General features: G+C 65.4%; 12 protein-coding genes and 3 pseudogenes. 10 read left to right on the forward strand and 5 right to left on the reverse strand.

All coding sequences use genetic code 11. From position 1 onward, the window contains the following. Positions 1–26 precede the first annotated feature (26 nt). Together RO07_RS00905 and RO07_RS00910 are read left to right on the forward strand one after the other, a co-directional pair. On the forward strand, positions 27–1,118 hold the full coding sequence (locus tag RO07_RS00905; protein WP_039407252.1) for a type II secretion system F family protein: 1,092 nt from the start codon (positions 27–29) through the stop codon (positions 1,116–1,118). Between the two features lie 2 nt (positions 1,119–1,120). Beyond that, the gene (locus RO07_RS00910) at positions 1,121–2,011 is read left to right on the forward strand and encodes a prepilin peptidase (RefSeq protein ID WP_052266916.1); all 891 of its coding nucleotides are present in this window, start codon (positions 1,121–1,123) and stop codon (positions 2,009–2,011) included. On the opposite strand, the pseudogene RO07_RS00915 reads toward RO07_RS00910, so the two are convergent. From RO07_RS00915 to RO07_RS00930, 3 genes and pseudogenes are all read right to left on the reverse strand, one after another. Continuing rightward, a pseudogene (locus RO07_RS00915) lies at positions 1,992–2,725 on the reverse strand (transposase). The gene RO07_RS00910 and the pseudogene RO07_RS00915 sit on opposite strands and share 20 nt — an antisense overlap. Positions 2,726–2,927: 202 nt before the next feature. Continuing rightward, positions 2,928–3,326 (reverse strand): annotated as a pseudogene (locus RO07_RS00925) (integrase core domain-containing protein); the annotation flags it as partial. A 27-nt stretch (positions 3,327–3,353) separates the two neighbouring features. After that, entirely contained in the window at positions 3,354–5,618 is a 2,265-nt protein-coding gene (locus RO07_RS00930; protein WP_160118083.1) for an NEL-type E3 ubiquitin ligase domain-containing protein, read from the reverse strand. A 373-nt stretch (positions 5,619–5,991) separates the two neighbouring features. Here RO07_RS00930 and RO07_RS00935 point away from each other — a divergent pair. Then, positions 5,992–6,470: pseudogene (locus tag RO07_RS00935) on the forward strand (transposase); the annotation flags it as partial. Here RO07_RS00935 and RO07_RS00940 read toward each other — a convergent pair. Continuing rightward, positions 6,441–8,120 carry a GMC family oxidoreductase gene (locus tag RO07_RS00940; RefSeq protein WP_039407254.1) on the reverse strand — a complete coding sequence of 560 codons (1,680 nt, stop codon included), beginning with the start codon at positions 8,118–8,120 and terminating at the stop codon, positions 6,441–6,443. The pseudogene RO07_RS00935 and the gene RO07_RS00940 overlap by 30 nt on opposite strands. A gap of 294 nt (positions 8,121–8,414) precedes the next feature. Between RO07_RS00940 and RO07_RS00945 the strand changes: the two genes are divergently transcribed. Further along, positions 8,415–10,079: an isovaleryl-CoA dehydrogenase gene (locus RO07_RS00945; protein WP_039407256.1), complete on the forward strand. Its 1,665-nt coding sequence runs from the start codon at positions 8,415–8,417 to the stop codon at positions 10,077–10,079. A gap of 246 nt (positions 10,080–10,325) precedes the next feature. Then, positions 10,326–11,690, forward strand: coding sequence for a coniferyl aldehyde dehydrogenase (locus tag RO07_RS00950; RefSeq protein ID WP_052267493.1), 1,365 nt, complete (start codon positions 10,326–10,328; stop codon positions 11,688–11,690). A 126-nt stretch (positions 11,691–11,816) separates the two neighbouring features. Here RO07_RS00950 and metK read toward each other — a convergent pair whose 3' ends face one another. Next, on the reverse strand, positions 11,817–12,995 hold the full coding sequence (metK, locus tag RO07_RS00955; protein WP_039407257.1) for a methionine adenosyltransferase: 1,179 nt from the start codon (positions 12,993–12,995) through the stop codon (positions 11,817–11,819). Positions 12,996–13,183: 188 nt separating this feature from the next. On the opposite strand from metK, the gene RO07_RS00960 reads away from it, so the two are divergent. The 5 genes from RO07_RS00960 (at position 13,184) to RO07_RS00980 (ending at position 18,287) form a co-directional block, all read left to right on the forward strand. Then, positions 13,184–14,080 (forward strand): lipid A biosynthesis lauroyl acyltransferase, encoded by an 897-nt coding sequence (locus RO07_RS00960; protein WP_039407259.1) that lies wholly within the window; start codon positions 13,184–13,186, stop codon positions 14,078–14,080. 42 nt (positions 14,081–14,122) lie between these two features. Continuing rightward, the gene (gene dapF, locus RO07_RS00965) at positions 14,123–14,974 is read left to right on the forward strand and encodes a diaminopimelate epimerase (protein ID WP_039413815.1); all 852 of its coding nucleotides are present in this window, start codon (positions 14,123–14,125) and stop codon (positions 14,972–14,974) included. Positions 14,975–15,131: 157 nt separating this feature from the next. Further along, on the forward strand, positions 15,132–15,800 hold the full coding sequence (locus RO07_RS00970; protein WP_039407263.1) for a DUF484 family protein: 669 nt from the start codon (positions 15,132–15,134) through the stop codon (positions 15,798–15,800). A 63-nt stretch (positions 15,801–15,863) separates the two neighbouring features. After that, on the forward strand, positions 15,864–16,910 hold the full coding sequence (xerC, locus tag RO07_RS00975) for a tyrosine recombinase XerC (protein ID WP_084072388.1): 1,047 nt from the start codon (positions 15,864–15,866) through the stop codon (positions 16,908–16,910). A gap of 162 nt (positions 16,911–17,072) precedes the next feature. After that, positions 17,073–18,287: a class I SAM-dependent rRNA methyltransferase gene (locus RO07_RS00980; protein ID WP_039407266.1), complete on the forward strand. Its 1,215-nt coding sequence runs from the start codon at positions 17,073–17,075 to the stop codon at positions 18,285–18,287. Positions 18,288–18,317 lie beyond the last annotated feature (30 nt).

The following is an 18,317-nucleotide window of genomic DNA, read 5'->3' on the forward strand; positions in this document are numbered from 1 at the left end:
ACGCCTGATGTCCTGCCCGCCTGCCCATGATCGACGCCGCCAACCGCCTGCTCGCCAAACTCACCCCCGCTCGCGATCCCTATCCGGGACTGTCCAAAGCCAAGCGCCAGTTCCACAAGCAGCGCGCGAAGTTCTACAGCGACTTCGCCGATGCCATCGAAGACGGCGCGAACCCGTTCGAACTCTTCTCGCGCCGATATGCGCGCGCGAAGGAGCGGCGCAATCCGATGGCGCCGCTCTACGCCGTGTGGCGGGATCGCGCCAGTTCGAAGAATCTGCAAAAGTCGTGGTCGGGCACCATTCCCGACGAGGACCTCGTCGTCATCGCGGCCGGCGAGAAGGGCGACCTGCCCGGCACGTTGCGGTTCCTCGCACGCGTGGTCACCCTCCAGCAGCAGACCCGCAGCGCGATCGCCGGCGCCGTTGCGCTCCCGATCTTCATGTCGGTGCTGCTCGCCGCGATTCAACTGGGGGTCGCCTACGGCATGATGCCGATCATGACGGAGATCATGCCGCCCGAGCACTTCCCGCTCGTCGGCGCCGGCCTTTACGCGATGTCGGGCTTCGTCGCGAACTGGTGGCCGTTCCTCTACGGGCTGCCGCTGCTGCTCGTCGTACTGATGTCGCTGTCGTTCAGCCGCTGGACAGGGCCGCTGCGCAACCGGCTCGACGGCCTCGGCCCCTACGCGGTCTATCGCGACGTGCGCGCGGGCGAGTTCCTCGTGGCGCTGGCCGCGCTCACGAGCGCGAAGACGTCGGTATTCGACGCCATCTCGCTGCTGCTCTCCGGGGCGTCGCCGTGGTTGCGATGGCATCTGCTGCGCATGCGGGCCTCGCTCAAGAGCGAACGCAGCATGATCAAGGCAATGGACACGGGGATCTTCAACGAAGAGGTGTTCGACCGGCTCGTCGAGTACTCCGACCGCACCAACTTCGACGCCGGCATCCGCAAGATCGGCCTGATGACCATCGAGGAAGTCGCCGAGCGCATCAAGCAGCGCTCGGCCACGCTGCGCTCGGTGCTGCTCGCCATGGTCGGTTTGACGATCGTCTTCACCGTGGGCGGGATGCTGCAGATCGGCCACGCCGCCGGCGAGTACGCGAAATCGGCGTTCTGACCATGGCCGACGTCTTCGAATCCGTGTGGCGCGAATTCCAGGCCCTGCCGCGCGAAGCGGTCGTGGCGGCCATGGCGATGCTGGGCCTGTTCGCGGGCAGCTTTCTGAACGTGGTCGTCTTTCGTCTGCCGCGCATGCTCGAGACGCAATGGGCACGCGAGACGGCGCTCTGGTCCGGGCAGACGCCGATGGTCACGCCGACCTTCAACCTCGCCTGGCCGCCATCGCACTGCCCGCGCTGCGACGCGCGCATCGCGGTGCGGCACAACCTCCCCGTGCTTGGCTTCGCGCTGCTGCTCGGCCGGTGTGCGCACTGCCGCGCTGGCATCGCGTTGCGCTACCCGCTGGTCGAACTGGCGACCGGCATCGCGTTCGCCGCCATCGCGTGGCAGTTCGCACCGTCGAAGCAGTATCTGACGATGTTCGCATGGTGCGGCTTCGGCGCCACGCTGATCGCGCTCGTGCTGATCGACTTCGACACCTGTCTGCTGCCCGACGTGCTGACGTTGCCGCTGCTGTGGGCCGGGCTGCTGTGCAGTGCGGTCGGATTGACGCTGCCGCTCGACGATGCCGTGCGGGGCGCCGCGCTCGGCTACATTGTGATGTGGACGACGGCGGGTGTTTACCACCGGCTGACCGGCAGTGACGGACTCGGCGGCGGCGATGCGAAGTTCGTGGCGGCCTGCGGCGCATGGCTGGGATGGATCGGCGTGCCGCTGATGCTGGCTTTCGGCGCCATGAGCGCGACGCTCGCTTTCGCAATGTACGGCGCGTGGCGCGGCCGCGCGCTGCGCGAGCCGCTGCCGTTCGGCCCCTGGCTGGGGATGGGCGCCGTGGCGAGTGCGCTGTGGGGCGAGTCGTTTCTAGAGCGTGTTATGAACCTGTGTGAATGAGATCGAAGATTTTCGGCAGCATCAAACAGACGAAGGCGAAGAAATGAAGTCCTGCGAGCGTTTGAGCCAGACGTTCATAGTCGCGAGCCAAGCGCCGAAAGCGTGCCGCCCGAGCGAAGCTGCGCTCGACCACCCAACGACGGGGCAGCAGCACAAATCCGCGTTTGGCCTCGGTGTGCTTGACCACCTCCAACTCGATACCGTGCGCCTGGGCAGCCTGTTGCGCCGCTTCGCCCGTGTAGTCTTGATCGACATACGCCAGCTTCACGCTCTGGCCGGTCAACTCCTGTACCGAGCGGGCCAACTGCTCAACCTGGGCTCGATCCTGCTCATTGGCGGGCGTGACATGCAATGCCAGCAACTGCCCCATCGTGTCGACTGCAAGGTGCGACTGTCCAGGATCATCGCTCTGGGCTTGGCGGCGCGGCCATCGCAAACACGCAGCAGCTCCCGCAGATCATGCACCATCGCCTCGAAGCAACCCGCCCGAATCCAGCGCTACGTCTGCTGATAAACGGCCTCCCACGGCGGCAAATCGTTCGGCAGCATGCGCCACGGTGCGCCGCTGTGGATCAGCCAGCGCAGCCCGTTAAACACTTCGCGCAAATCATGGCGGCGTTGTTCGCTGTCCTCTCGGACCAGGGCCAGATAAGGCACAACGAACGACCATTCTTCGTCGCTTACATTACTTGGATAGGGCTTGCGGGTAGTCATCCACGCATCTTGCCCTATCCTGGACAAAGTTCATAACACGCTCTAGTCTTTTTCCTGTGGTGTCAGTGTTTATACTCGCTGCGCACGTCCAAGAGACTGCTTTCGTACAACACTCGCTCGACATCGAGACACGACGGCATTTCCTCGTCATAACCAATGCCGCTGACCTGAACCGCCCCGGGAATCGTGGAGGCTGGTTGGTTTAAGTTAATGCGGGTTCAGCGGCAGCTGTTTCAAGTTGCCGATAGTAGTTTGCCTCAGCTTCGGCGGGCGGGATATAGCCGAGGGGTTCCATCAATCGATGGTGATTGAACCAGGCGACCCACTCCAGCGTTGCCAGTTCAACGGATTCCCGCGTTTTCCAGGTGCGGCGATGAATCAGTTCAGCCTTGTACAAGCCGTTAATCGTTTCAGCCAAGGCGTTGTCATAGCTGTCGCCCCGGCTGCCGACCGACGGTTCGTTGCCCGCTTCGGCCAGCCGTTCGCTGTAGCGAATGCTGACGTATTGGGGTCCTCTGTCCGAATGGTGTATCAACGTTCCCTCGTCGCCCGGGCGTCGCGCGTAAAGCGCCTGTTCAAGAGTTGGAGCCTCCACAAAATCCGGGGCGGTTCATCCTGCTTGCCAGTGCTATGACCGGTCGGCCTCGCCCAAGATCCGGTCCATGAGTGCCTCCTCGCCTCGCTTGCGCAAGAGTTCTCGAGTAAGTTCTCCATAGACCGCCAACTGCTGTGTCTTCATGAGGTTGACACCGACCTGCGCCTGCGTCTCGTGGTCTTCCGGCAGCCCGAGACTGGCTAGCCGCGCCGCCACCTCCCGGTCGTAACTGGGGAGCATGTCCTGCAATTTTTGATGCGCGCGCTCGACTCCCTCGGGATTCAGTCGGGCCAGCACCTGCTGCCAAGGCTCCCATTCGACCAGGAAGTACTGGGGAAACTCCTCCCGCTCTCGGGAGAGAACCTCCTGCTCGGCGCTCTCCAGATCCTGTGGTGTTACCCTGGAATAATTGAAATAATGCATGTTCGCGATATCGGTGGGTAAGTGCAGCTGATCGCGCAGTTTGACTTGGTAGGCCAAGTACACTTCGATTTCGTGGTTTCGCCGTACCGCCAGGGCTTTCTTGCGAGCAATCTTCTCCAGGGCGTCCAGACGGAATGCCCCTCGTCCGCGCTCGACGATCTCAACGATCCTGTTGTCGTAATCGCCACGGCTCACGGCATGCGCATGACTGAGTTTGGTGAGATCGTTATACGTCAGTGCAACGCGATCCTCGCAGGCCTCAGTGGCCCCTTGGACGGCCCGGAAGGTCAACCGGCGAAGTTCTCCATCCTGGGAGAGTTTGGTTAACCACTTGGCAACCCCCGCCTTGAACTCGGCATTATCGTTGACGTCCGCTTTCAAACGGATCAGAAAACGTGCGAACACAGCGGCATGTGCTTCCTCGCTGTGCGCCTGCCAACGGCGTATCTGGGTTTGTTCGTCATTGCTCAACCAGTCCCGAACTGCTCCGTCTACAAGGCGAAACGCCTTGGAGAAGCGAATCTGAGGCCCGTTATACCCTGGCGCCAACATCACCGTATGCGCCTGTTTCAGAAACTCGGGCAAAAATGAGTTGTCTTCGGCATTTACGTGACCCTCGTACGGCATACTGAATACACTTGGCGGCAGGTGGGCCAGTCGATTGGACGGAACATGAAGCGTTGTCAGACTTGCAGGCAACGTCGGCAACACGGTCAACTGACTACTATCCGCCCAGAGCTTCTTGAGGCCCGCGGGCAATTCGGGCAGTTGAGCCAACTGGTTGCCTGATACGTCGAGCTCCTCGAGGCCTGCAGGCAACGCCGGCAGGTGGGTCAGACGGGTGTAGCTTACGTCAAGCGTCGTAAGGCCGGCGGGCAACGCTGGCCAGTGGGTCAGACGATTGCAGCTTACGTCAAGCGTCTTGATACTCTCGGGCAACGCTGGCAACTCGGATAGTCGGTTGGCATATACATTAAGCACCGCGAGGCCTGTAGGTAACATCGGTAGCTCAAATAGACGATTCCAATCTGCGACTAGCGTCTTTAGGCCCGCAGGCAACGCCGGCAACTTGCATAGTCGTCGGTTGCAGCCTACGTCAAGCGTCGTAAGGTCCGCAGGCAATTCCGGAAGGTGAATCAACCCGTTGTCGCGTACGTCAAGCCTCGTGAGACCCGCGGGCAATTCCGGCAGGTGAATCAGCTCGTTGCGGCGTGCGTCAAGCCTCGCGAGACCCGCAGGCAATTCCGGCAGGCTGCCCAGTCGTAATCCGTCCAAGCCCAATTCGCCACCCACCATGTTGAGAATCCTGTCCTTCGCGATCGCACGGTGTTCCCTCTTAACCCCCCACGGCGCGAACGCCACCCATGCGGTCAGGGAGTACCGATAGAGCTCATCGATGCCACTGCCATCTCCTGCCTGCCCTGCGGGAAAGTCCGCGATCATTTCTCTCAAGAGTTGACCCGCGTTCACGCGAGTCTCCAGCGTGGCGAGCACATCACGGGCGAGTTTCACATGAGCTGGCGACGGTTCACGGGACCGGCCGCCGCGTGCATTTTCGAGGCCAAGGTTCGCGAGTGCATCGACCAAGGCCTCGACGTCTACGCCTTCGCGGCATGAGCGCTCCAGGTGCTGCGTCACAGCCTGGTACACCGACTCGATGTCGGCACCGCCCGTTTGGCTGGACTGGCGATGGGTCCAGGCGAGCGCGGCCAATAGCGCGGCGCAGCGCCGCTCGTAGTCCGGATCGTCCCGCTGGCCCGCATACTCGAGCATTAATCCTCTTTCTTCATCGACTTGCGGGGACGAGCAAGGGCACGCGCACAGCAGTTGAGTCAGCTCGGACAGTAAATGTGATTCAGTAGAAGTGATCGGCATGGATGAACAGTCGGTGGAGGATGGCATCGCACCCGGGGAGGCAACGGTTCCGCTTGAGTCAGGTCACCCTGGCATCGTTTCCACGTTGCCGGCGCTCGGCTTGGTTTGCGCGTTGAGTTGCCTGCGTACACCGCCGCCAGTTGGAGAGTGGATAGGCGCATGCTGGACGATGAACCGTATGAGCGGCTATAAGAAAACGAGCATCGGGACGGCATTACGCTGGAAGCAGGACCCGTCTGCGCGTATGCGAACTTTTAACGACACCTCACTGGCATGAGCTCGCGTCTCAGTTGTAGACGTGGCAGGAGCCACCGTTGGGCCGATCGCTGCATTGTTCCCATCAAGCGTCAATGTCGACGCGTGGCTCAATCCGTCACTGGAATGGCCAGAAAACGAGTCCGAGCCCACCAAGTACTGGCTATCGACCTTGCCCTCGGACACGCCGTTCGAGCGCCTCGAGCATGTTGCCAAAATGCGTTGGCGCATCGAGCGTGACTACCAGGATCTGAAGCAGGGATTTGGTCTTGGACACTTCGAGGGGCGTGGCTGGCGCGGCTTTCATCACCATGCGTCGCTATGCATTGCCGCTTACGGGTTTCTTGTCGCGCAGCGTCTGACTCACGAGGACAGTAAAAAAACGCGATCCGCGACGTGTTTACCTTATCCGCGGATTACGTGCCACGTGGCTCCCCAGCGCGCTCAGCGCCACGTGGCTGACTCAATTGCGACACTGCGGTGGCACATCGCTGCGTCTATCGCGCGCCGGATACATCGATGTCCGTTTTGCTTTGTTCCATCAAGCCATTTAGTGACGCAGTAATACTAGACCTGTGGCTGCGCGCGGGCGACTAACACCGGCGACGCGGCATGGGCGCCCTCGTGCGGCGCGACGTTGGCTGCGTTCGCGGTGGCCGGCGCGCGGCCCAGCATCAGATCGGCCGCCTTCTCTCCGATCATCATCGACGGCGCATTCGTGTTGCCGCCGATGAGCGTCGGCATGATCGACGCATCCACCACGCGCAAGCCTTCGACACCCCGCACCCGCAGCGACGGATCGACGACCGACGCCGCGTCGCTGCCCATGCGGCATGTGCCGACCGGATGATAGATCGTGTCGGCGCGCGCACGAATCAGCGCCGTGAGCGCCTCGTCCGAGTCCACGCCGCGCGTATGCAACTCTTCACCGCCGAACTTCGCGAGCGACGGCGCGGCGAGAATCCTGCGAATCACGCGCGCGCCGCGCAGCAACGTGTCGACGTCTTCTTGCGCGTTCAGGAACGCGGGGTCGATGAGCGGCGCGTCACGCATGTCGCTGGAGGCAAGCGTCACGCGTCCGCGGCTTTTCGGCCGCAACACGCATGCGTGCAGCGAGAGTCCACGCCGCAGATGCAGGCGGCGATTGTGGTTGTCGCAGATGCCGACGAGAAAGTGCATCTGCAGATCGGGCCGCGCGAGCGATGGATCGCTCTTCAGGAAGCCGCCCGCCTCGGCCACGTTGCTCGCAAGGAGGCCGCGCCGCTCGCGCAGATAGGTCAGGCTCTGTGCCAGCAAATGCCACAGCCCCGGCGGCGTGTAGCCGACCAGTTCGCGATGCGCGACGTACTTGTTGACGATGAAGTCGATGTGGTCCTGCAGATTTTCGCCGACGCCCGGCGCGTCGACGCGCACTTCCACGCCGTGAGCGCGCAGATGTTGCGCCGGTCCGATGCCCGAGCACATGAGCAGTTGCGGCGAGTTGAAGGCGCCCGCGCTCAACACGACTTCCGCGCGCGCCCGCAGGGTTTCGAGCGCGCCGCGCCGTTGCAGGCGCACACCCGTCGCGCGCTTGCCGTCGAAGACGATGCGCTGCACCAGTGCGTCCGTGACGACGTGCAGATTCGCGCGCGTCTTGCCGTGCAGGTAGGCGCGCGCGGCGTTCCAGCGCTGGCCGTCCTTCTGCGTCACCTGATAGATGCCCGCGCCTTCCTGCTGCGCGCCGTTGAAGTCGTCGCTCACGGGAAATCCGGCTTCGCGCGCGGCGTCGACGTAATGCCGCGAGAACGGATTGACGGTGCGCAGATCCGCGACGTTGAGCGGCCCGCCGGTGCCATGCCATGCGTCGGCGCCGCGCTCGTTGTGCTCGTTGCGACGGAAATAGGGCAGCACGTCGTCCCAGCTCCAGCCGGCGCAGCCCGCCTGCGCCCAGTCGTTGTAGTCGCCCGGATGGCCGCGCGTGTAGATCATCGCGTTGATCGAGCTCGAGCCGCCGAGCCCGCGTCCGCGTGGCTGATAACCCCGACGCCCGCCCAGACCCGGTTGCGGTGTCGTGCGATAGCCGTAGTTGCGGCGTGAGCGGAACGGCACGAGCGCGGCCAGCCCCAGCGGCAGTCTCACGAGGAAGCTGTCGTCCGGCGGACCCGCTTCGACGAGCGCCACCGTGCGATCCGGCGCACCGTCGGCCAGACGTGCGGCCAGCGCGCAACCGGCCGAGCCGCCGCCGACAATGACGTAGTCATAGTCCATGTGCTGTCATCCTCCCTTGGATGGCCCTGCATTCACTGCGCGGCTTCACGTGTTCCCGGCGGCTTTTGCTTATCGTTCTATGTGCATGCGCTTTCGTGGGCCATCGTGTGCGCCATCCCGATGATCGGGAGATCGAGCGGGCGACGCCACGCGGTGGCACTCATTGTAGGCAGAGAACCTGTGTGCCCGGCGACGAAGTGAAGCATTCCTCTAATTTTCGCGAGCGCGCGAGCCTAGCCGCTATGATGAAAGATCGCGGGTGTCCTGACAGGACGCACAGATACGGAGACAGGGATGACGCAAGCTTGGCAGACCCACGACGTCACCAATCAGGTGCCGCCGCTCACCGACTACAACCTTTATGCCACCGATACGGCGCTGCAAGCGGCCGTGGCGGCGTTCGACGCCGACTGGCACGCGAAGGAACTGCATCGCCAGGGCGCGCGCCTGGGCGAGGCCGAAGTGCAACAGTGGGCGGAGCTGGCCAATCGCCACGAACCCGAGTTGCAGACCTTCGACGCGCGCGGCAATCGCGTCGATCGCGTCGAGTTTCATCCGGCCTGGCATGCGCTCATGGGCTTGTTGCGCGGCGCGCAGCTGCAGTCGATGCCGTGGGCGCATCCGCGCGGCGGGGTGATGGCGGCGCGCACGGCGTCGTACTTCCTGCATGCACAGAACGAGGCGGGCGCGTTGTGTCCCACGACCATGACGTTCGCGAGCATTCCGGTGTTGGCGAAGGAGCCGTCGCTGTTTCCCTCGATCAAGGACAAGCTCTTCGCGCCGCAGCACGATCCGCGCGACGTGCCGCTCGCGCAAAAGCACGCGATGCTCGTGGGCATGGGCATGACGGAGAAGCAGGGCGGCTCCGACGTGCGCACCAACACCACCACGGCCACCGCGAACGGTGACGGCGGCGTGTCGATCGTCGGTCATAAGTGGTTCTTCTCCGCACCGCAGTGCGATGCGCATCTGGTGCTGGCGCGCGAGCGCGACACCGACGCGATCTCCTGCTTCTTCGTACCGCGCTTCACGCCGGACGGTCGCAAGAACGCGGTGCAGATCCAGCGTCTCAAGGACAAGCTCGGCAACCGTTCCAATGCGAGCAGCGAAGTCGAGTTCCTGGGCGCGTACGGCACGCGCGTCGGCGCGCCGGGGCGCGGCGTGCCGACCATCATCGAGATGGCGACGTACACGCGGCTCGATTGCGTGATCGGCAGCGCGGCCATGATGCGCACGGGCGTCGTGCAGGCCATTCATCATGCGCGGCATCGCACGGCGTTCGGCGCGAAGCTCGTCGATCAGGATCTGATGACGACGGTGCTCGCCGATCTCGCACTGGAGTCCGAGGCCGCGACGTGGCTGGCGATGCGTCTGGCGCAGGCGTTCGATGCGAGTGCGTCGGACGACGATTCGCCGGTGCAGCGCGCGTGGCGGCGCATCGTGCTGCCGGCGGCGAAATTCTGGGTGTGCAAGCGTGCGCTCGAACTCGCGGGCGAATGCATGGAAGTGTGGGGGGGCAACGGCTACGTCGAGACCGGGCCGCTCGCACGTCTGTACCGCGAGGCGCCCGTCAACTCGATCTGGGAAGGCTCGGGCAATGTGATGTGCCTCGACGTGCTGCGTGCCATGAGCCGCGAGCCGGAGGTCGCGCGGGCGTGGTTCGGCTGGCTCGTGGAGCGCACCGGAGCGCATGCGCCGCTGCGCGCCGCGCTCGCGCAGTTGCATGGCTGGCTCGCCGCGGACCCGGCCACGCACGCGGTACGCGCACGCGCCATCGCACAACAGATCGTGCTGCTGGCACAGGCGGCGCTGCTGCTCGAACATGCGCCTGCGCAACTGGCGCATGGCTTCATCGAAAGCCGCTTCTCGACGACGGGAGGACGCGTCTACGGCGTGATGCCCGACACGCTCGCCGTAGGCGTGCAACGCGCCTGGCTCGACCGGGCGTTTCTCGCATGATCGGCCGCGTAGCGGCATAGGCCGGACTGCTATCGGGCATCAGCAGCGCAACGTCGCAATACGAGAACGCACAACGACACGACGGCGACGCTCGCGAATTCCACGGGCGATCGCAGGGAGGAAGACGGCATGGGACACAACTACGAGCCCGGCGGTTTGCACGACGCCACGGCAAGCGATGCATCGTCGGCCGCTCCATCGGGAGACGACGTCGCGCGCGCACGGCTGCTGCCGTGCTTCGACGCCATGCGCCGCGCACACGATGCCTCGCCATTCGTCGATTGGCCAACGCGCAGGCGCCATCTGGAGGCGCTGCGGGCGATGCTGCACAAGTATCGCGGTGCATTTGCCAAGGCCATCGACGAAGACTTCGGCGGACGCTCGGCGCAGGAGACCGACCTCCTCGAACTGTTTCCGGCGGTCGGCAACCTCAAGCACGCGCTCGCGCATACGCGCCGCTGGATGCGCGGCACTCATGGCTGGGCCAACCTGTGGCTGTTGCCCGCGCGTCGCGCGGTCGTGCCGCAGCCGCTCGGCGTGGTGGGCGTGATCGCGCCGTGGAACTACCCGATTCTGCTCGCCGTCGGCCCGCTCACCGATGCGCTGGCCGCCGGCAACCGCGTGATGATCAAGATGTCGGAAGTCACACCGCGCGTCGCCGAAGTGTTCGCGGCCGCGGTGGCAGAGACGTTCGCGCCGGAATGGGTGAGCGTCGTCACTGGGGATGCGCAGATCGCAAGCGCGTTCTCGACGCTGCCGTTCGACCATCTGCTCTTCACCGGCTCGACGTCCGTCGGCTATCACGTGATGCGGGCCGCCAGCGGGAACCTCACGCCGGTGACGCTGGAACTGGGCGGCAAGTCGCCCGCGATCGTCGGTCCGGGCGCGCGTTGGGACCATGCGGTCGAGCGCATCATGTACGGCAAGCTGGTGAACGCCGGGCAGACCTGTGTGGCGCCCGACTACGTGCTCGTGCCGCGCGAGAAACTCGAAGCGTTCGTCGCGACCGCCAGACAGACGGCGCAGCGCCTGTATCCCGATGCGGTGGCCAATCCCCAATACACGAGCATCGTCTCGCCGCGCCATTTCGAGCGGCTGACGGGTCTCGCGGGCGAGGCGGTGGCGCAGGGAGCGAGCGCGCACGCGATGTTCGACACCCCGCCCCAGGCCGAGAGGCGGCGCCTGCCGCCCGTGCTGCTTACCGGCGTGCACGACGGGATGCGCGTGATGCGCGAGGAAATCTTCGGACCCCTGCTGCCCGTGGTGCCCTATGACGACCTCGACGCGGCCATCGCGTACGTGAACGAGCGCCCGCGCCCACTCGCGCTGTACGTGTTCGATGCGGACGACGCCCGCGTGAACCAGGTGCTCACGCAGACGATCTCCGGCGGCGTGACCGTCAACGACACGCTGCTGCATGTCGCGGAGCATATGCTGCCGTTCAGCGGCGTGGGGCCGTCGGGCATGGGCGGCTATCACGGCGAGGCGGGTTTCCGGACGTTCTCGAAGGAGAAGCCCATCTTCCGGCAGGCGCGCTGGAACGGTATGGGCCTGCTCACTCCGCCGTACGGCAAACTGTTCGCGGCGATGATCCGCCAACTACTGCGCTGAGGCGCCGAACGCGCGTCGGCTGCACGCCCGTCCCCAAAAGCAAACCCCCGCCGGGGCATCCCGGACGGGGGTTTTGTCTGGTGGCCACCATTCGGTGGCCACCGCAGGCGAGAGGCGAGGGCTCGATCAGGCCACGGCGCGCAGGCCGGCGTCGGCCAGCAGGGCGTCGGCGCGATCCGTGGCTTCCCACGAGAATTCCGGCTCTTCGCGGCCGAAGTGGCCGTAAGCGGCGGTCTTCTCATAGATCGGACGCAGCAGATCGAGCATCTGGATGATGCCCTTCGGACGCAGGTCGAAATGCTTCTCGACCAGTTCGGCGATGCGCTGATCGCTGATCTTGCCCGTGCCGAAGGTGTTGACCATGACCGACGTCGGACGCGCCACGCCGATGGCGTACGAGACCTGGATCACGCACTTCGAGGCCAGACCGGCGGCCACGATGTTCTTCGCGACGTAACGGCCGGCATAGGCCGCCGAGCGGTCGACCTTCGACGGATCCTTGCCCGAGAAGGCACCGCCGCCGTGCGGTGCGGCGCCGCCGTACGTGTCGACGATGATCTTGCGGCCCGTGAGGCCGGCGTCACCCTGCGGGCCACCGATCACGAAACGGCCGGTCGGGTTCACCAGGAACTTGATGTCGCCCTTGATCAGCTCGGTCGGCAGCACCGGCTTGATGACTTCCTCGATCACGGCTTCGCGCAGCACTTCCAGGCCGATGTCCGGATGGTGCTGCGTCGAGAGCACGACCGTGTCGATGCTGTGCGGACGCCCGTTTTCGTACTTGATGGTGACCTGCGACTTGGCGTCGGGGCGCAGCCAGGGCAGACGGCCGTCGCGGCGCACCTGCGACTGGCGCTCGACCAGGCGGTGCGACAGGTGGATCGGCAGCGGCATGAGTTCCGGCGTCTCGTCGCAGGCGTAGCCGAACATCAGGCCCTGGTCGCCCGCGCCCTGGTCGAGGTTGTCGTCGTGCGCACGGTCCACGCCCTGGGCGATGTCCGGCGACTGGCGATCGTAGGCGACCAGCACGGCGCAGCCCTTGTAGTCGATGCCGTAGTCGGTGTTATCGTAGCCGATGCGGCGAATGGTGTCGCGCGCAACCTGCTGATAGTCGACCGTGGCGGTCGTGGTGATTTCGCCTGCGAGCACAACCAGACCGGTGTTGCACAGCGTTTCCGCGGCAACGCGGGCATACTTGTCCTGCGTCAGGATGGCATCGAGAACGGCGTCGGAAATCTGGTCGGCGACCTTGTCCGGGTGACCTTCGGAGACCGATTCGGAGGTAAAGAGATAGTCGTTCGCCACTTCTGGCTCCTCTAAGCAAATTAGGCGACTCACGTTGCCGTCATCGGAGGGGAAGCGGCGACGCTTTAGCGGAAAATTGGTCGAACGCGCTGCCCGGAAAGGGTGGCTCATTCGAATCGCCCCGCAAGTTGTCAGTTAACTCGGCGATGTCGCTTATTATACGCCCCTGAAGAAATCTTGCTTGCGACATGGCTACCACCACCAAGAAATCCCTCGGGTACTACCTCAGCGTCGGCTTGCTGCGCGGGTTGAACCTGCTGCCCTACAGCTGGGTGGCCCGCTTCGGCGCGGGTCTCGGCCACGTGCTTTACGCCATCCCGAGCTCGCGCAAACGCGTGGTGCATACCAACCTGCGCCTGTGTTTCCCTCATTGGGACGAGGCGACGCGAGAGCGCGTGGCCAAGGCGTCGTTCGTGCATGCCATTCGCAGCTACGCCGAGCGCAGCGTGCAATGGTTCGCCGACGGCAAGAAGCTGGAGCGCCTCATCGAGCTCGATTCGGCCGTCGATCTGACCGACCCCGACATGCCGCCCACGATTCTGCTCGGCTTTCACTTCGTGGGCATCGAGGCGGCGTCGGTGTTTATCAATTACTCGCTGAAACGGCCGTGCGCGTCGCTCTACACGCCGATGTCGAATCCGGCCTTCGACGAGATGGCGCGCGAGCAGCGCGGCCGGTTCGACGCCGAAATGATGCCCCGCGGCGACAGCGCCCGCGACGTGCTGCGCATGTTCCGCAAGCGCAAGCCGGTGATGCTGGCCGCCGACATGGACTACGGCGCGCGCAATTCGACCTTCGTGCCGTTCTTCGGGGTCGAGGCCTGCACGCTGACCTCGGTCTCGCGACTGGCCGAAGTCGGCCGCGCCCAGATCCTGCCGTTCATCGGCGAAGTGCTGCCGAACTACAAGGGCTACCGTCTGAAAGTGTTCCCGATCTGGGAGAACTACCCCAGCGGCGATCCGGTTGCCGACGCGCGTCGCATGAACGCCTTCCTGGAAGAACAGATCCTCAAGATGCCGGAGCAGTACTACTGGGTGCACAAGCGCTTCAAGACGCGCCCCGAGGGCCAGCCGAGCGTGTATTGACGGCACCGGATGGGCGTCGACCTTCTCCACTACAATAGCGGCATGAAGCTCAAATTCACCAAGATGCAAGGCGCCGGGAACGACTTCGTCGTGATCGACGGCATCTCGCAGACCATCGATTTCACGCCGGGGCAGTGGCGTGCGCTCGCCGACCGCCATTTTGGCGTGGGCGCCGACCAGCTCCTGCTCGTCGAGCGCTCGGCCCTGCCGGGCGTGGACTTCCGCTACCGGATCTTCAACGCCGATGGCGGCGAGGTGGAGCATTGCGGCAACGGCGCGCGCTGCTTCGTGAAGTTCGTGCGCGACACCGGGCTTACCGACAAGCGCTCGGTGCGCGTGGAGGTGCAACAGGGCGTGATCACGCTCACCATGCGCGACGATGGTCAGGTCAGTGTGGATATGGGCGCCCCGATTCTCACGCCGTCGGACGTGCCGTTCGACGCGAGCGGCCTGCAAGGCCGTACGGAAGGCGGCGACACGCTCTGGCCGCTCGATGTGGCGGGCCGCACGACGTGGATTTCCGTGGTTTCGATGGGCAACCCGCATGCCGTGCAGGTGGTGGACGACGTCGATGCCGCGCCGGTCGAGACCGACGGCCCGCTGATCGAGCGCCATGCGCGCTTCCCGCGTCGCGTGAACGCCGGTTTCCTGCAGGTGGTGGACAAGCATCGGGGGCGGTTGCGCGTGTACGAGCGTGGCGCGGGCGAGACGCTCGCCTGCGGCACCGGCGCCTGCGCTGCAGCGGTGGCGGGCATCCGCCGCGGCTTGCTGACCTCGCCCGTGGCGCTCGAGACGCATGGCGGCACGCTGACCATCGAGTGGGACGGCGCCACCGGTCCGGTGATCATGACCGGGCCTGCCGCCACGGTCTTCGAGGGCACCATCGAGATCTGACGCGTATGCGCCGGTCCCGATAACCGCCCCCCGGCGGCAGCACGGCACCATCGATTTGGTTTCAGACGGATTCTGATTGAGCGACCCAGGCGGCCGCACGCGATCCTTGTACTTCGGGGAGGGCGGGCGGCAGTTGACGAACGGCAGACGGACACCCATGAACGACCGAGATATTGCGGAATACCTGATTGCGCATCCCGACTTCTTCGAGCGCCATGCCGAGTTGCTGGCCGGCGTGCGGCTCACCAGCCCCCACGGCCAGCGGGCGGTATCGCTGCAGGAGCGTCAGATCGAGATGCAGCGCGAGAAGACCAAGCAGATCGAGCGACGCCTTGCCGAGCTGCTGCGCTACGGCCACGAGAACGACGACATTTCGGGCAAGCTTCACCGCTGGACGCTGGGTCTGCTCGGCGAGCGCGACCCGCATGCGCTGCCCGACGCCATCGCCCGTGGCCTGCGCGACGTCTTCGATGTGCCGTTCGCGGCGGTGCGCTTGTGGAACGTCGCGGCCCCGTACCAACCGGCCGAGTTCGCGCGCAGCGTGAGCGAGGAGGTGAAGATCTTCGCCGCCAGTCTGGTGACACCGTATTGCGGCGCGAACACCGGCTTCGAGGCCGTGACATGGCTGGGCGCACCGAGCGATCCGGCGTCGGTGGCGCTGCTCGCGCTGCGCGATCCCGAAGTGCCGGAAGCGCCGGTGTTCGGCCTGCTGGTGATGGGCTCGGACGACGCGCGCCGCTTCCACGAAGGCATGGCGACCGACTTCCTGACGCAAATCGGCGAACTCGCCGGCGCGGCGCTCGGCAAGCTGCGCGCCGACGATTGATCCCGCCGACGGCGGCCTGACGACCCTGACGACGCCAACGACAGTCACTCCCCGCGATACCTCATGGTCACGCCGCCCCGCTCCCCGCGTGCTTCCCTGCGTTCCGAGCAGCCGTCGCGCAAGGCCGGGACCGGCCGCAAATCCGCTGCACGCGCGGCCGCGCCTGCGGCGGCCTCGGACGATGACACCCCGCTCGAACCGGGCATCCGCACCTACCTGACCTCGCTCGCGAGCGAGCGCAAACTCGCCGGCCTTACGCTGGAAAACTACACGCGCGACCTGCGCCAATTGCAGCGCATGGCGCAAGGCCGTCCGCTCGAATCGCTCCAGCACGGCGACATTCGCCGCTTCGTCATGCAAATGCACAGCGAGGGCCTGGTCGGACGTTCGATCGCTCGCAAGCTCTCGGCCTGGCGCGGCTATTTCGCCTGGCTCGCGCAGCGCACCGCGCTGGCGGCGAACCCCGTCGAAGGCGTGCGCGCGCCGAAACAACCCAAGCCGCTGCCCAAGGCGCTGTCGCCCGATCAGGCGTCGGCGCTGGTCGAATTCGAGTCGGGAACCTCCGCCGAGGCCGTCCGCAACCGGGCGATGTTCGAGCTGCTGTATTCGTCCGGCCTGCGCCTGTCGGAGCTCACGGGCCTCGATCATCGCTACGTCGAGGCCGACGGCTACCGCTCGGCGAGCTGGCTCGACCTGGCTGAGCGCGAGGTAGTGGTCACCGGCAAGGGAAACAAGCGTCGCCGCGTGCCGGTGGGGGCGAAGGCGGTGCGGGCGCTCGCGCAGTGGCTGGAGGTGCGCGCTCCGCTCGCCACGGCCGAGCCGCACGCGCTTTTTCTGTCGGCACGGGGCAAGCGCATCGGCGCGCGCGCGGTGCAGCAGGGGCTGGCCCGTCACGCGCTTTCGGCGGGCTTGCCGACGCACGTCCATCCGCACATGCTGCGTCACTCGTTCGCCACGCACGTATTGCAGTCGTCGGGCGATCTGCGCGCGGTGCAGGAAATGCTCGGCCACAGCAATATTTCGACGACGCAGATCTACACCAAGCTCGACTTCCAGCATCTCGCCAAGGTCTACGATCAGGCGCATCCGCGCTCGCGCAAGAAAACCTGAGCCGCCGAACGTCCGAATGTGCCTGTACGCGGGCGCGCCAGCCTGCCCGTTGGGCAACTCGGTGTAGAATCGCGTCCTTCCCAGCAGGTCCCGCCCGCCATCCGGCCATGCCGCGCCGCGAGGTCTGCCGCCCTTCCGAATGCAACCGTTGGTCCGCTCCGCATGAACACCTTGACCCTCAAGCCCGGCAAAGAAAAGTCGTTGCTGCGCCGCCACCCCTGGATTTACGCCACCGCCGTGGCGCGTGTGGACGGCAAACCGGCTTCCGGCGCCACGGTCGTGGTGCGCGCGGCGGACGGCCGCTTCCTCGCGCGCGCCGCATTCAGTCCGGTCTCGGCCATTCGCGCCCGCGTGTGGACGTTCGACGAAAACGAGCCGGTCGATCATGCGTTCTTCAAGCGTCGCGTCACGGCTGCACTGACCTATCGCGAGCAGATGGTGCACGACACGGGCGCCACGCGTCTGATTTTCGGCGAGGCCGACGGCCTGCCCGGACTGATCGTCGACCGCTACCAGTCCGCACCGGGCCAGCCGGCGGGCGACCAGCTCGTCTGTCAGTTCATGGCGGCAGGAGTGGAGGCGTGGAAGGACGCCATCGTCAAGGCGCTCGTCGGTGCGACCGGCTGCCCGAATGTCTACGAGCGTTCGGACGCCGCCGTGCGCGAGCGCGAAGGCCTGCCGAGCATCACCGGCGTGCTGACCGGGGCGGAACCGCCTGAGGCGCCCGAGTCGCTGACCACGCACGAGTGCGGTGTGAAGTACTACGTCGATGTGCGCAACGGCCACAAGACGGGCTTCTACGTCGATCAGCGCGACAACCGCCTGCTCGTCCAGCAGCAGGCCAGGGGCCGCGACGTGCTGAACTGCTTCTGCTACACCGGCGGCTTCTCGCTGGCAGCGCTCGCGGGCGGTGCACAAAGCGTGCTGTCGATCGACTCGTCGGGCGAGGCGCTGGCCATCGGCGCGCGCAATGTCGAACTGAACGGTTTCGACGCGGCGCGCGCCGAGTGGCGCGACGCCGACGTGTTCAAGACGTTGCGCGCTCTGCGCGAGGAAGGTCGCACGTTCGACATGATCGTGCTCGATCCGCCGAAGTTCGCGCCGTCGGCCCACCACGTGGACCGCGCCGCGCGAGCGTACAAGGACATCAACATGGCGGGCTTCAAGCTGCTGCGTCCGGGCGGTCAGTTGCTGACCTACTCGTGCTCGGGGGCCATCGATGCCGACCTGTTCCAGAAGATCGTGGCCGGCGCCGCGGTCGATGCGGGCGTGGACGCTCGCATTCTGCGCCGCCTCTCGGCGGGCATGGATCACCCGATGCTCACGCAATTTCCCGAGGGCGAGTACCTCAAGGGGCTCTGGCTGCAACGCATCTGAGCGACAAGGGCGTCTGGCGTCTGCCTGGCG

It is taken from the genome of Pandoraea pulmonicola (assembly GCF_000815105.2).
GTDB lineage: Bacteria > Pseudomonadota > Gammaproteobacteria > Burkholderiales > Burkholderiaceae > Pandoraea > Pandoraea pulmonicola.